Source organism: Chitinophaga sp. RCC_12, from assembly GCF_041360695.1.
GTDB lineage: Bacteria > Bacteroidota > Bacteroidia > Chitinophagales > Chitinophagaceae > Chitinophaga.
Window position 1 is genome coordinate 135,656 of the sequence record NZ_JBFUPS010000006.1, and the last position, 15,298, is coordinate 150,953.

The following is a 15,298-nucleotide window of genomic DNA, read 5'->3' on the forward strand; positions in this document are numbered from 1 at the left end:
GTCCTTAAAAAACGGCCCTAAATAATATTCTTTTAAAACCTGCTGCTATGTTTGATCATACCCTTGATCTGTGCCGGTCACTTCCGGCTGTCATCACTGAACAAAAGTGGGACAACGAATTGCGCTTTTACGTAGGCGAAAAATTATTCTGCATGATATCCCTGGAGCCGCCTCACCGGGTATCGTTTAAGTGCAGTCAATCGCAATTTCATGAATTGATTTCGAGACCTGGTATTGTACCGGCCCCTCACCTGGCGCGGTATCACTGGGTGCAGCTGAAACAGGAAGATATGCTGCCGGCTACCGAGCTGGAAACATTCCTGCAGAATGCCTACGAAATTATCGTGAGCAGCCTGCCCCCTTATGAGCAGGAAGCCATCCATAAGATGAAGGCGCATGCCTGATTACTTCCAGATAGTAAAGAAGATATCGTATACCCCAAATACGATAAGGGTAAGTGCAAATAATTTTTCGAGGACGGGCGTTTTCATTTTCACCGCCGTTTTGGCTCCCAGCCAGGAAGCAGGGAATGCAGTAAGCGACAGCAGCAGCGCTATATTCCAGTCTATATGACCCAGCCACCAGTGCGTTAAAGCGCCGGGTATGGATAAAACAGCCGATAACACTACTGCACAGGCCAGTGCCTGTTTAATGGGCATTTTTAATTTCTTTATAAAGAAAGAGCTGAACAATATCCCGCCGGCATTTGCCAGCAGCCCTGATAAAAAACCTATAAACAAAGCGGCTACCACTAATTTACCAGCCGGCACATCTTCACTTATTACGGTTAATTCACCAGTTGATTTACTGCGCAGAAAGGAATACATGAGCGACATACCTGTGGCCATGATAAAGAGGGCCGTCATGATCATCAGCGTTTTGCCGGGCAGGTAACTGCTAAGCCAAGACCCAATGACAGTGGCCGGGACACCAAAAGCAGCCCCCAGCAGGATCACCCGTTTATTAAACAGTTTCTCCTTACTGTATACTGCCGTGGCAGATAAAGTGCTGGTGATAGATGCCGGCAGCGGTGATGCCAGTGCAAAAAACGGGTTTACGCCTGCAAAGATCTGCAGGGCTGGAGTGCTGATGGCACTACCCCCTTTCCCTAATAAACCGGACAAATAGCCTACTACCAGGCCTATCAGCAATACTGACAGGTACTGAGATTGTTGTAAAAATTCCATTCAAATCATCCCTCCGGGGAACGCGCAACTTTTGTGGTTGGTGTGGTTGGTTATAAAAAATTACAGGTAAGTCAAAAGTAGGGGATCATTATTAATTACAACGATAACTAAAAGTTATGGGGGATAACAAGATATTATATTTATTGTTAGCCTATAAACCCAATAGGAGAAAGGGTTTATAACTTCGTAAAGATAGGAATTCCGGGTAATAGTACAAGCATTTTTTTTAGAAATTTTGTGCCTGGTGGTACTATTACCCGGAACCCGTTTTACTGATTTATGCTTTCGGCGTCCAGCCTTTTTCATATTCCCTTTCCCACATTTTCATGGCTTCCTTGTCGTTCAGGATATGGCCATTGGAAGGATCGGTATGAAGGATGCGGCCGGTACGTTGCGCTATATTGCCCAGCAGGCAAAGCAGCGTACTGCGGTAACCGATATTGATTTCGGAGTTGAGGGTAGCGTTGCCGCGGATACTTTCCAGGAAGTTGTTGATATGCACGGCGTCATAAAACTCACCGGCGGGACTAACGGTATTGGTTACACTCTGGTTAGGATTGGCGGCCTGTTTTACTTCTTTGATCACCTTACCTTTGGTGTCGATCAGTTTGTAGCTGTCGCCGCCGGAATTATACAGGCTTCCGTTTTCGCCAAACAGGGTAAATCCGCGGCCGCTGCCTTCCAGGTTAAACGGGCTACAGCTGCGGCCTTCCCAGGCGATGGCTTTATTGCCTTCAAACTCGAAGTTCAGGGTTTGGGTATCCGGTGTTTCCCAGTCGTCCTTAGCATAGGCGTAGCGGCCACCGGCAGAAGTGACTTTGGTAGGGAATTCCACATCCATAAACCAGCGTAGGCAATCCAGTTCGTGGGTGGCGTTGTTGCAGGTTTCGGAGGTACCCCAATGCCAGCGCCAATGCCAGTTGTAGTGTACAATGTTATCCAGGTAATCGCGGCGGGGAGCGGGTCCCTGCCACAGGTCCCAGTCGAGCGTACCGGGAACCGGAATCTTTTTCCCGATACCAATGGGTTCGCGGTTATTTACGTACCACCCGCGGCCATAATATACTTTACCCAATACGTTTTGCTCTTTCACTTCTTTTACTGCCTGCTGGAGATTAGGCCAGGAGCGGCGCTGGTTTCCCATCTGCACGAGGCGGTTGTGTTTTTTTGCCGCTGCCAGCAGTATTTCGCCTTCGCCCGGATTGTGGGCACAGGGTTTTTCCACGTACACATGCTTACCTGCCGCCGTGGCCATGATGGCCGCAGGAGCGTGCCAGTGATCGGGCGTTGCCACGATGAGTGCATCAAAATCTTTGCGTTCCAATAGTTTCCGGATGTCTTTAATTACTTCCGGCTTGCGGTCCTGCGCGCCCGCAATGGCTTTGAGCCCTTTGGCGATGGCGCCGTCTTCCACATCGCAGACATAGCCTATTTCAGCTCCGGGCAGTTTCGCTGCACATTGTGCCAGCCAGTTGCCCCTGGAGTTAACGCCCATTACGCCCAGTACCAATTTGTTGCTGGGAGCATTTTTTCCAAATACGGGGAAATTAAGGATGGTTAATCCTGCTCCCAACCCGGCCATGCTACCGGTTTTGAGAAAATCTCTTCTTTCCATAACGGTGATATTATTTATTCGTTTCAATCGGTTGCATGAATGTAGAAAAATAAATCAGTGATGGGGAGTTTTTTTGATGAACGCACGAACGCGAGTTTTGTCTTGAGCACTGATTACGCTGATTATACTGATTTAGCTTTGGGATTTTTGGAGATTTTTGGATTTTTTAGACGGTTTTGAGAGATTTTTGAGGATGGAATATGGATTAGGTGGATGATACTTTTGATATGAAGCAAAGTTAGATAAGTGATGCTTAGCATATGCTTTGGACATACTTAGGACATGGAGTAAACGCGCTCTTGATGCGGAGGTGAGGTGGACTTGATCGGTAACTGATTGTTTATCATTTGGTTACAGGCACTTTTTTGGAGCTGCTTAGAACAGCCCTGTAGTCGTAACCAGATGGTTATGAATAAGTTAATTCAACCGGAGGGTTATTTACCTGCCGGCTGATTACTGGTCATTGCGGAGCCGTTATTTGCCTGTCAGCTGGTTCCAGATAACCCCGTACACGTCTGTTGCCTGTAGCTGCGACTGGGGAGCGGGTTGGGAACTGATGACCACCGGGTGATAGGCGGGGTTTTCTTCGATCCTGCCGTGAGAGCCTTTGATAAGGGTTGCATCGAGCGGGATGACGTTCATCAGGTAGCGGAAACCCAGTTTCTTTTTGAGCAATTTTCCTGCCGCTTTCAGCTTAATGAGCGGGTCGGCGGGGTCCATGAACATCTCCACGGGATCATAGCCTGGTTTACGGAATATATCCACAATCCTGGCGAAATCGGGGGCTTTGTTGTCATCCATCCAGTAGTAATACGTGAACCAGCTGTTGGCATCGGCTACGGCAATCAGTTCGCCGCTACGGCTGTGATGGAGATGATGTTGCCGTTTGCCTTCCCGGTCCAGCACCAGTTGTACACCCGGCACCTTTTCCAGGATGGAACGCACTTTTTTATAACAGGAGGGATCATTAACATAGATATGCGCGATCTGGTGATCTGCAACGGCGAAGGCTTTGGAGGCGCCAGCATCCAGCAGTTCAAGGCCATTTTCCACTCGCAGGGCCAGCAGCCCTTCTGCCCTCAGGATCCTGTTAAGATGCACGGGGTTATTTACATTGGTGATGCCGTATTCCGATAGTACAATCGGATCACAATTCTTCTGCTGATAATAAGTAATCAGCTGTTTGCATACCGCGTCTATTTCTGCCAGTTCCTTTGCATTTTTTACCGGGTCCTGTCCGAATTTCTGCAGGCAGTAATCGAGATGAGGGAGGTAAATAAAAGTAAGGGTGGGATCGTACAGTTTATCCGTGAGGATAGACGCATCAGCGATCCATTGGCTTGATTTTATGCTGGCTGTGGGCCCCCAGTAATTAAACAGGGGGAACTTGCCGAGTTGTTCGGTGAGATAGTCCCGGAGTGTAGATGAGGAAGTATAGCAATCGGGCACTTTACGGCCATCGGAAAGATAGTTGGGACGGGGTGTCAGTGAGTAGTCCACATTCGCGTACATATTGTACCACCAGCACATTTGCGAACAGGTAAAAGATGGATCCAGTTTCCGGGCGCGGTCCCATATTTTGGGAGCATCTACCAGCCGGTTGGATTGTTTCCAGAACTTAACTTCCGCATCGGTTCTGTCGTACCAGCCATTGCCTACTATTCCATGCTCACTGGGCCATTCGCCGGTAAGATACGTGCTCTGTACAGCCGTAGTCACCGCAGGTAACATAGGCATTACGGTGGCCAGGTGCCGCTGTTGTGTATAAGCCTTTAAAAAAGGCAGGTACTCCAGCAAAGAAGAGGAGAGCCCTACTACATCAATTACTACTGTCTTTCTCATATATTCAATCGCCGTTACAATTCCGGCATAAAGCTATAATACCGGGGGGACAATTCCAAGATTGCATGTTGCCACCGGTGTTTATCCGGTGGCACCGCGCGGCACTATGCAAAGATACTTATAACTGTTCCCTTATCCAGTTCAGCTCACGGGAAACGGATAAAGACATCTCCTGTTTAAGGGCGGGTGGTAACACGTCCCAGGTATATGTTTCCGCCTCCATGTGCTGTGTAAAAGGATGTTCCCGTTGTATGGCCAGTACTTGTTTTATGTCTTCCTGCGTGGATTGCAATACGCCGAATTTATCGAGGAACACCGGTACATGAAAATGGGAGCGCCATTCTGTAACGGCTGCATTATTTTCATCTGCCAGCGCTTCCGGTAAGTCGGGATAATGAATAAAAGTGCCATCCTTTCTTTTCGCGATCACCTGGTGCAGGTATACCGGTTCATTAAATTTTCGGAAGGCATCTGTCACTTCATTGCGTGCGGTGGTATCTGCGGGCATATCAGCTTTCAGTGCCGCGCTGATCTGCAGTTTGCCGATCTTCAAACCATGATGCTGCATACGTTCGATAACCCGCTGAGGCGCTTCGTATACAAGTGCAAAATGGCAAACATCGTAACACAGCTGGATATGCGTTTTGATGATATCGGCTGCTGCCTGGTCATCTTCTATATTAAATTTCTCTTTGATAAACGGGATGCCGGCAGGCAGTAAATTTTCGAAGTACCAGTTAATATACTCGCTGGTATTTTCCATCATGCCATCGGGTTCCGGCTCAATATCGAGGTGCATCAAAGGGCCGCCGCTGCGGTGTGTGCGCACCAGCTGTTCCAGCACCAGCAACATATTCAGCGTAGCGCTTTCCGTGTAAGAATTCTTGTCTTCTTCGCAGCGGTTGCACCAGTGTTTATATCCGAGCGGATTAGTGGAAATACCTCCTTCCATACCTTCGGGCAGCAAGGCTGCCAGGATCCTGAACAGGCGGATGGTATAGGCTACACGGTCAGCGCTGGTCCAGTCGGGCGCATGTACCTGGTCTTTTACCACTACGTTGTGAAAGCCGCCATAAGGAAAGCCGTTCATCGTAAACACGTAGCAATCTTCTTCCCGGAGCCATTGCTGAAATGCCTTCAAAGGCGCTTCCTTGCTTAGTTCCAGGCTGGCGGTGTTAGCCAGTCGCAATCCTATTCCAAAAGGTTTATCCGGTGATACCTGTTGTTTAATGGCAGGTATAAATTTTTTGAGTTGCGCAAAGTGGTCGTCCCAGTTTTCGCCAGGATGAATATTTGTGCAGTAGGTAAGATGTCCTGCAGCTGTTTTCATTACTGATTATTTTTGCAGATAGCTACTGCTTTATATAATAAGTTAAGGTCCATTTCGTGCACTTCTTCTCCTTTTCCTACTGCGCGCAGCAGGGAAATTGTTAAGCGGCCGCCGAGATGTTCACGGAACTCTTCCAGTCCTGCTACCACCGGAGAAGGTTTACCATCCTGCATTTCCAGCAAAGGATGCCATACCGGCAGTTTCATATTTTTTAACACCGTGAGAATGCGGTGCATATCTGTTTCGGGCAGCCATCCTAACAGGAACGAGTATACGCTGTCGACGGCAATACCGATAGACACTGCTTCACCATGACGTAATTCAAAGTTGGTGAGTTGCTCCAGTTTATGTGCGCTCCAGTGACCGAAGTCCAGTGGACGGGAGGAGCCGCTTTCAAACGGATCACCGGCGCCGCCGATATGTTGGATATGCAGTTCTGCGCAGCGGTAAATAAGTTCGTGCATAGCGGCCATATCACCACCGGTTAGCGCCACTGCATTTTCTTCTATGCGGTTAAAGAAGGCGGCGTCTTTAATAAGGGCTACTTTCACGGCTTCCACCATACCGGAGCGCCAGTCGCGCGGGTCCAGGGTGGTTAAAAATACCGGGTCGTTGAACACGGCTGCAGGCGGCGCAAAGGAACCGAGGAAATTTTTCTTCCCCTTATAGTTTACGCCGTTTTTCACGCCAACGCCGGAATCGTTTTGCGACAGTACGGTGGTTGGAATCCTGATATGTTTCACGCCACGGTGTGAAATCGCTGCGGCAAACCCTACGAGATCCAGCAGGGAACCGCCGCCGATGCCTATCACATAGGAATGGCGGTCGATGCCATATTTATCGATGGCATCAACCAGGCTGAAAAGCAGGGGCAGATCATTTTTCACGCCTTCGCCCCCGGCGATGGTGATGATTTCAGGGGCCAGCTGAAAGCCGCGCACCTGTTGAAAGTACTGATTGATCTGTTGGGTTAGTTCCGGGTGATGCGTTGCAACGCCACCATCCAGTATAACGAGTAATTTCTTAACGTATGCACTCTCCGCTTTTGATTCCAGGAAGGTAGCTAAACAGGTGTTGGCAGGATCGAATAAATTGCTGCTAAAGAAAACACCGTAAGAGAAGTTGACATTGAAGTTTTGTTGAATATATTCCATGGCTAAATCCGCATCATCTGACTAAAAAAAACTATAGCCTTTAAAAGTACATAGAAAAACGTGATTTTTTACAAAGAAAAAGGCCCCGGGAACGGAGCCTGTTTTTTTGGGGTTAGTCTGTAGAATCAATTTATCGGTATGCAAAGAAATCTGTTTTACCCGGTTTTAGCTACGGTATAAACCATTATTTTATAAATTGCGTAGTTCTACTTATGTGCGCAGGGCACCCGCCAATGCCTTACCAGCAGGCAATCTACGTAGTTATCCCGATCTCCTGATCCGCTCCTGCTTCCGTTCATCCCATACGCTGTTGCGTATTAAAACAGAAATACTGAACTTTAGGCCGCTGTAGAAATGAACGACGGTTTCACAGTCTGAGAATTAAATTGTTTGACCAAAAAACATGGGACGCCCATGTTGTTAACCCTGTAACATCGGTTGTATTTCACATCTTTTGTTGCATGCTGAGCATTTGTCAACGCACTGCGCGATGGCGGGCAATAGCTTTCCGGCTGTTATCCGCCAGGGCATTCATTGTGCGTGATAACCGGTAACCTTGAATTATTAACAATAACAGCCTTTCAGGCCGTAAAAGTGTATCAGAAATGCTGAGAATATTACTTTTTGTTTGTTGTATTTCGATGGGCAGCGCCGGGGTGCTGCAGGCATCCACGTCTTCCGCGGCTGACAGTGTGTTGCAGACGATTAACCTGCAGCCGGCAGGTGCAAACCAGGTACAGGCGCTGATTGACTATGGCTGCCGGCTTTTCCCTTACCAGCTTGATAAGTCGGCTGCCGTTTTCATGCGTGCCTTGCGGATCAGCAGGCAATTGGGGTACCATAAAGGGGTAGCCGATTTTGCGTGTTACTATATGTATATCCAGGATATGCGGGGGCAGTATTTACAGTCGCTGTACATGCTGAAGCAGGCGGTGATCATTTATGCTTCATTAAAAGATACGCTTAACCAGGTGAGGGCCATCAGCTATTGCGGGATGGAATACCAGCAGATGGCGAATTTCCCGGCTGCGGCGGCCGCCTACCTGGAAGCGCTGAAGCTGGCCGATGCGGCGAAAGACAGCGCCAGCACAGGCATGATCATGAACTATTTATCGGATGTTTTTATTTCCCTGGGAGATTATAAGAAGGGGTTTAATTATGCGGTGCAGGCTTATAATCATGGACGCAGGCTGGGCAGCAATTCGCGCATGGCGGCGGCCCTGCTCAACCTTGGAGAAAGTAAAAGCCGGGAGGGTAACTATACGGCTGCCGGCAGGTATTTCAACCGGGCGCTGGAGCTTGGTAAAAAAGCGGGCGACCAGCTGCTGGTACTGAATGCGCTTACTGCAACCGGGCGGGTATATACTGATCTTTCGCAACATGAGCAATCCCTGCGAACCTTTGAAAAAGCACTGCTTATTTCCACCGATGATCCCGGGCTGGAAAACCGGATGCAGTTATACATGGGATATGCCAATGCCCTTTACCGGAGCGGGAAGCACCTCGCTGCCGGTATTTATCTACAGAAAACAATTACCCTGGCCAGGCAATATTATGCGGGCGATGAACTAAGGCGGGCTTACCTGGCGGCATCCGACAATGAAGCCGCGCAGCAGCATTACCAGCAGGCCTTTCAGCTGCGGAAGGCTTATGAGCAGCTGAATGATTCACTGGTAGGGAATGCCACCAGGCTGAATGTACAGCAGCTGGAAATGCAGTACCAGTCGGAGAAAAAAGACAGGGACCTGGCGGAGAAAAAATTAGAGCTGATCCGGAAAGACCTGCTGTTACAGCGGAAGAACCGGTGGCTGGGTTTCATCTTTGCCGGCATAATACTGATCCTGGTTGGTTCATTCCTGATATGGCAGAAATTACTGCACCGGCACCGGTTACAAAAACAGCAGCTTCAAACGCTGGAAGTAGAAAAAACCGTACAGGTGCTGGAGGCGATGATGCAGGGCGAGGAAAAAGAGCGCACGCGCTTGTCGAAAGACCTGCACGACGGTGTTGGTGGCTTGTTATCTGCCGTGAAAATGCATTTCTGGGCGCTCAAATATGAACATACTTTTCTGCAACAGGACAAAGGTTTTAACCATGCGCTGAGCATGCTGGACGATGCCATTGGTGAAGTCCGCAAAACCGCCCATAACCTGATGCCTGAAATCCTTTCCAGGATGGGGCTTGCGGGTGCGCTGGAATTATTCTGCCATAATGTGAGTCACTCCCGGAAGCTGCAGATCACTTTCTATACTTCCGGCGACATGCAGCGGTTCAGGGGCAACTTTGAATTATCGGTATACCGGATTGTGCAGGAGCTGATCAATAATGTGATTAAGCATGCCCATGCCACCGAGGCGCTGGTACAGCTTACGCAACATGACCAGCTGCTTACCATTACCGTGGAGGACAATGGCGTTGGCTTTGAAGATATTGCGAAAAGCACGACCGGTATGGGATTAAAGAACCTTCATACGCGGATCAAATCATTAAACGGACACCTAACGCTGACGGCTATACCGGGTTGCGGCACAACGGCATATATAGAATTTAATATTGCCATTATGCAGCTGATGGAAGTGCAGTCATCGTTTTAATTTAAAAAGAAGATGAGTATCAAACTGGCTATCACGGATGATCACCTGCTGGTGATCAGCGGCATCAAGGCGATGCTGACGCCTTACCCGCACATTTCCGTTGTTTATGAAAGCAACCGGCCGGGGGCGCTGATGGAGGCTTTACCGGGTATACAACCCGACGTGCTATTACTGGATATTCAGATGCCTGAAATAGATGGCATAGCACTTTGCAAGCAGGTGAAGAAAAAGCATCCGTCTGTAAAAGTGATTGCGATCAGTAGTTTTATGGAATCGCATTATGTGAAGCAAATGCTGCGTAACGGCGCCGCCGGCTACCTGTTGAAAGGCACTGATCCGGAAACGCTTATCCGCGCCATTGAGGAGGTGCATGCCGGCGGGCAGTTTCTCGACGACCTAATCAGGAATCAGATAGTGAATGAAGCCATTACCGGTCAAAAGCGCATTAATTACGAGATTCCGCTTACGCGCAGGGAAAAGGAAATCCTGAAACTGATTGCGGACGAATATTCCAACCAGGAAATTGCAGACCTGTTGTTTATCAGTTTGCGTACGGTGGAAACGCACCGGTTAAATCTTACGCAGAAACTTGCGGTGAAGAATACCGCCGGGCTGGTAAAAGAAGCGATGAAGCGGGGAATAGCGGAATAGGCTATCACCGGAATAATGGTGCCGGTACCCGGCTTGTGGCCGGACACCGGTAATGTGCTCACGTGACGGCAAATATTTTACCCAGTACCAGGGATATTGGCAACAATAATATTACGGCAATTGCGAAAGGTATGGTAGCAAAAGCGGCCACCCAGGCGGCATTCATGGCAATCAGTGCGATGATCCCTCCTTTCACTGCCTTTCCTATATTCGGACCCGAAGGGTTTTTCATGGCTTTGAAAAGCGGCACATTGATCATAATAATAAACAGCGCGATAAAAGGCAGTGCCAGCCAGAAGCGGTGGTGCATATATGCCAGGATACCCATTGTTATATATACCAGTGCATAACATACGGCGGTAAAGCGCAGGCTTTTTACGCTTCCACCATGTACTTCTCCCCTGCTGATGTTGGTAACAGCGGCGATATAGAGAATAGGAATGAATCCCATCCACCAATATATTTCCAGCATTTCCGGTACAATACTGATGCCCAGCAGGAGGTTAAGTCCGCGGCAAAGTCCCATGTTGAGAGGGCCGAGGAAGGCGTGATGTTTCCCCCATTTATCATAAACGAGTGCGCTGGCAGCTACGCCGATGGCGAGCCAGCCGGCATAGCCGGTAAGGCGGCCTACGGAAAAAGCGGCCAGGATACCTACCAGGAGCAGGTAGCTGCCGAGGATAATGGCCTGTGTTTTTGAGATTACCCCGCTTGGGATGGGCCTTTCCGGGCGTTCTGTACTATCCAGTGTGGCATCAAATACATCATTGAATACCACGCCACCACCATACAGCCCCATGGTTGCGAGGCACAGGCATACCACCGGCAGCGTAAGATCCAGTGTAACAGTACTGAACGTAACATTTATAAAATAGGCCGACACAGCGACGCCTGCCAATATATCTGCTATTGCAGTTACGATGTTGGCTGGTCGCATCAGGCGTAGGTATCCAAATAATTTGCTAACAATATAACTCACCGCGTAATTAGGTTTTCATGGTTCATTGCCAGCAGGGACGAAGCTGTCAGGCCGTTACCGGATGATGGTTGTGTTTTTATCGATTCGAGGTTGCTGTCCTCCCCGAAGCACAGAGCTTCCGTTAAATTTCTCACTTTGATCAATATTTGCTGCTACATCAAAATCTGCTTCATTCATCTGGCCGCTCTGCGCAAAGGCTTTTACAGCATTGGTGTAAGTTACCAAATGAATGTCATTCAAGTCAATACCACTTTCGTGCATTAAAGCGGCGGTTTTGGGAACTGCCAGGGGATCGCTGATTCCCCAGTCGGCAGCGGAATTCACCATAATACGTTCACTTCCATACTGTTTAACCACGGCTACCATGCGTTCATTCCCCATTTTAGTGAATGGATAGATGGTAAACGCAGCCCAGAAGCCACGATCCAGCACTTCTTTGACTGTTTCCTCGTTATTATGGTCTACAATGATCATGTGAGGCTCCAAACCATGTTCCAGTGCAATATCCATACTGCGCTGGGTTCCTTTTTTCTTATCGCGGTGGGGGGTGTGAATTTGTACGGGGAGCCCGGCTTCTTTGGCCAGTTCCAGCTGGGCGCGGTAATATTTTTCTTCAAGGGGGGTTTGGTCATCGAAACCGATTTCGCCCACGCCTACCACGCCTTCTTTATAAATAAACTGTGGTAATATTTCCATTACTGCTTCCGCGAGCTTTTCATTATTGGCTTCTTTGGAGTTGAGGCCAATGGTGCAATAGTGTTTGATTCCGAACTGGGAAGCGCGGAAACGCTCCCATCCCAGGAGGCTGCTGAAATAATCGCGGAAGGTATCTACGCCGGTGCGTGGTTGTCCTAACCAGAAGGCGGGTTCAATGATGGCTACTACGCCTGCATCGGCCATTGCCTGGTAGTCGTCGGTAGTACGGGCGGTCATGTGCACATGCGGATCAAAGAAGCGCATGCCTTTTATTTTATTAAGATAAGCGGGGCTATAGGTGAGTGGTTGAAGATCTTTTTCTGTTAAGTCATGAATTCCGCACATATCTGATCAGTTTTAATTTGATTATTTAATTATTTTTTGTGCCAGGGTATCCCAGGAGATAGTACCGGCGTGTGTTTCCGCCTGCAATGCCGGTTCTGTGGCCAGCAATGCTTTAGCGGGTTCGTAATGGCATTGGGCACAAACCAGTGCAGCGGCTTCTTTTTCCGCGCTGTTGAGGGAGTGCCAGATGCGGGTAATGTCGGCAAAGTTACCTTCGTTTACAAAATTCACCAGCAGCCGCCACTGCATGGGATCGAGCGTTCTGCCGGCAGCCCATCTTTCATGGGCAAAGTCCACGAGAATGCCGGCCAGTGCAGCATTGGCTCTTTCATCCAGCCCGGTGATCAGGTGTAATGGCTTATCGGTAAAGATGGCTTTCATGACCAGCTGGTTCCAGGCGGGTTCCGGGAGATATTCGGCCGGGTAAGGATTGTGCAGCATAATGGCTTCCTGTACAATACCAATATTGGACCGGATCCCTTCCGAGGTGCGGGCGATCCATTCTTCCGGCCAGGGCAACAGCGGGAGTGCGCTGTATAAAGCTGCCAGCTCATTCATTTCCGCGCCATTGAAGAGGTTTTCCAACACCTCCAGGTACACGGCTTTGTTTGTTACCGGCAACTGGAGCAGCCACCATACCCGTACGAGGCGATCTAACGTCCACCCACGTACGAATAATGATGGCCGCAGCGCTTGCAGCTGTTCATTTTCCGTTGCGGAAAGATGGATCATTTCTTTACCTGTGAAGCGCGGAATAGCTGTGAAAGTTTGATTAAACTGCGGGATGGCACCGGTTTGCTGTTGTAGCTGCAAACGTTGTTGCAGCCAGGTATTCGCTTTTTCGTTTCCGTTGTTCCTGATGATCGTTCCAAGCAGCGTGCTCACTTTATCCTGATCGTATACATATTCAGCCACTGACATATCCTGTTTAAAATAATAATGCTGATTTCCCAATAAAATTAACCAGTAATAATGGGATTTTAAGAATCCGGCCACTTTTTTATGATAGATGGCAAAAAAAGAAGATTAAACCGTTCACATCAATGGTTGAACGATGGGATATGCCCAAAATAAAAGAGAGGCATTACTGCCTCTCCTTCCGCCATTCTAAAACCTGATTATACATCAGGATATCTTTAGCCACGGTGCCTCTGACGACAGGCACAGCGCAATAAGGTATATGTTGGGAAAACGTTGATCAAGAACGATGGCACTTTAAAGATCTGTAATATATGAGTGCTCTTCCTATAAATTCAGATCCGGCAATAAAGCAAAAATCCATGCAGCAATAAATACGGCCGTAAGATACATATTTCTCCTTTCATTCCAAATAAACAAGTGATTTTTACGTTCCGTTTAATGTACAGCATTGTTCTGCAATACTATAAACGGCTGATACTCTTTCCAGTCAGGCTTATAATCATCAAGTATAATAAAACCCTGCGCATAGTTTCCTAGTACGATATCCTGATCGCCATCGTGATCATAATCTTTCACATCCATGCAGATCCACCTTCCTTCCTTCTCCAGTGGCGGTGAATGAGGAATAAACGTAAGTGGTTTATTTCCACCTTCAAAGAAAATAAATTTTTCTTCCGGGCGGTGTTTAAAATCGGCAAAAAAGGCGATGGAAGCAATATCCACTTTGCCATCACCATTAAAATCCGCTGCCACAGCCTTTGTACAGCCATTCACCGGGTAATGCCATGCTTCTGTATATTTATTATTTCCGTCATTCAGGTAGACGAATAATCCGTGATAAGGTTTAAGCACCATAGAAAAATCTGCATTGTCACCGCAGGTATATAAAATATCCAGGCTGCCATCTCCGTTAAAATCTGCCAGTTGAAACCCGGTAGAACCATTGACAGGAGGGAACTTCAGCAGGTTGGTAGATACAAAGCCACCTTTCCTGTCGTTTTCAAATAACCAGATCCCTTCATCACCGGCGGCGAACAATACCATAAAGTCCGTATAGCCGTCGTGGTTAAAATCGCCGGTTTCTGCATGGATTGCGCCTGGCACTTCCCATATGGGAAATTGCTGGTACTTGTGGTCCGGTAACTGTTTCAGCCAGTACAGGCCTCCCTGGTTATGTCCGAATGCGCATACCAGCAGGTCGGGCAGACCATCTTTATCAAAATCCGCCTGCAGGGTTTGTACCGGTCGTTTGAGGAAAGCCATGAGGTCGTGCTGCCTGCTTTCCGCGTCGTTAGGCCGGATGCTGGTGATAATGCCGGCAGGCGCGTCCAATGCGCGCATGTTGCCTATTTCTGTGAGTATGGCCTGTTGTTGTCCTGCAGTATCTTTTACAAAAAGTATATCAACAGCTGGAGAAGGTAAATTCCGGATGTTAACGACTTGTAAATTTTCGTCCCATTGTGTGAGTGTGCTGGTGAGACCATCGCTGGTCATGAGGTGGCCATTGTCCGGGTTAAAGGCCACCATAGTAGTAGCTACGGGAACGGTATCTTTCAGTGCGGGGCGTTTCAGGGTGAAGAAGGACCAGTCGCGTTGCAACGGCTGCGGTATTTTTTCTGCCGGCAGTTTATCCGGGGCGGTATGTTCATAGTATTCCACCAGCAGTTCCCAATCCTGGATGGAAATAAGCCCTGGTTTTTCGCCGGGCATTGGTGGGTAATAAGAATGCTCTCCCCACACTTTAATGCCCAATTTGGGGGCCATAGCGGGCAATACATGCTTTGTCCAGGTTTCCTTATCCAGGAGGTTGGAAGACACCGGCAAATGGCAGCCAGAGCAATATTTATCTGCCAGGGCTTTTCCTTTTTCTTCCGGGGTAGGGGTATGACAGCTGATGATGACAACAAGGCTGGTGGTGATTAAAAATAAAGCGGCGAGACAATACCGGTTCCTCATTGGTTGGTTGGTCATCAGTGAATATTTT

12 protein-coding genes are annotated in these 15,298 nt (G+C 48.4%); 3 read left to right on the forward strand and 9 right to left on the reverse strand.

The annotated features are described in order from the left end of the window. Positions 1–47: 47 nt before the first annotated feature. The gene (locus AB6805_RS18910) at positions 48–404 is read left to right on the forward strand and encodes an MmcQ/YjbR family DNA-binding protein (protein WP_370911006.1); all 357 of its coding nucleotides are present in this window, start codon (positions 48–50) and stop codon (positions 402–404) included. Here AB6805_RS18910 and AB6805_RS18915 read toward each other — a convergent pair whose 3' ends face one another. The 5 genes from AB6805_RS18915 to AB6805_RS18935 form a co-directional block, all read right to left on the reverse strand. Beyond that, positions 405–1,187, reverse strand: a complete 783-nt coding sequence (locus AB6805_RS18915; protein WP_370911007.1) for a sulfite exporter TauE/SafE family protein — start codon at positions 1,185–1,187, stop codon at positions 405–407. A gap of 277 nt (positions 1,188–1,464) precedes the next feature. Continuing rightward, a complete protein-coding gene (locus AB6805_RS18920) occupies positions 1,465–2,802 on the reverse strand; it encodes a Gfo/Idh/MocA family protein (RefSeq protein WP_370911008.1) in 1,338 nt (445 codons plus the stop codon). A 474-nt stretch (positions 2,803–3,276) separates the two neighbouring features. Further along, positions 3,277–4,644 carry an alkaline phosphatase family protein gene (locus AB6805_RS18925; protein ID WP_370911009.1) on the reverse strand — a complete coding sequence of 456 codons (1,368 nt, stop codon included), beginning with the start codon at positions 4,642–4,644 and terminating at the stop codon, positions 3,277–3,279. Positions 4,645–4,762: 118 nt separating this feature from the next. Beyond that, a complete protein-coding gene (gene eboE, locus AB6805_RS18930; protein WP_370911010.1) occupies positions 4,763–5,974 on the reverse strand; it encodes a metabolite traffic protein EboE in 1,212 nt (403 codons plus the stop codon). Continuing rightward, entirely contained in the window at positions 5,974–7,128 is a 1,155-nt protein-coding gene (locus AB6805_RS18935; protein WP_370911011.1) for a 3-dehydroquinate synthase, read from the reverse strand. Before AB6805_RS18935 ends, eboE begins: the two co-directional genes overlap by 1 nt. 605 nt (positions 7,129–7,733) lie before the next feature. On the opposite strand from AB6805_RS18935, the gene AB6805_RS18940 reads away from it, so the two are divergent. Both AB6805_RS18940 and AB6805_RS18945 read left to right on the forward strand, forming a co-directional pair. Continuing rightward, positions 7,734–9,722 carry a tetratricopeptide repeat protein gene (locus tag AB6805_RS18940; protein ID WP_370911012.1) on the forward strand — a complete coding sequence of 663 codons (1,989 nt, stop codon included), beginning with the start codon at positions 7,734–7,736 and terminating at the stop codon, positions 9,720–9,722. A 12-nt stretch (positions 9,723–9,734) separates the two neighbouring features. Further along, positions 9,735–10,373 (forward strand): response regulator, encoded by a 639-nt coding sequence (locus AB6805_RS18945; RefSeq protein WP_370911013.1) that lies wholly within the window; start codon positions 9,735–9,737, stop codon positions 10,371–10,373. 58 nt (positions 10,374–10,431) lie between these two features. Here AB6805_RS18945 and eboC read toward each other — a convergent pair whose 3' ends face one another. The 4 genes from eboC to AB6805_RS18965 all read right to left on the reverse strand — a co-directional run bounded on the left by eboC (position 10,432) and on the right by AB6805_RS18965 (position 15,285). Then, positions 10,432–11,310: a UbiA-like protein EboC gene (gene eboC, locus AB6805_RS18950; RefSeq protein WP_370911014.1), complete on the reverse strand. Its 879-nt coding sequence runs from the start codon at positions 11,308–11,310 to the stop codon at positions 10,432–10,434. 96 nt (positions 11,311–11,406) lie between these two features. Further along, on the reverse strand, positions 11,407–12,393 hold the full coding sequence (locus AB6805_RS18955; RefSeq protein WP_370911015.1) for a TatD family hydrolase: 987 nt from the start codon (positions 12,391–12,393) through the stop codon (positions 11,407–11,409). 21 nt (positions 12,394–12,414) lie between these two features. After that, complete coding sequence (locus tag AB6805_RS18960; protein WP_370911016.1) at positions 12,415–13,314, reverse strand: EboA domain-containing protein; 900 nt, start codon at positions 13,312–13,314, stop codon at positions 12,415–12,417. Positions 13,315–13,749: 435 nt separating this feature from the next. Beyond that, positions 13,750–15,285, reverse strand: coding sequence for an FG-GAP-like repeat-containing protein (locus AB6805_RS18965; protein WP_370911017.1), 1,536 nt, complete (start codon positions 15,283–15,285; stop codon positions 13,750–13,752). Positions 15,286–15,298 lie beyond the last annotated feature (13 nt).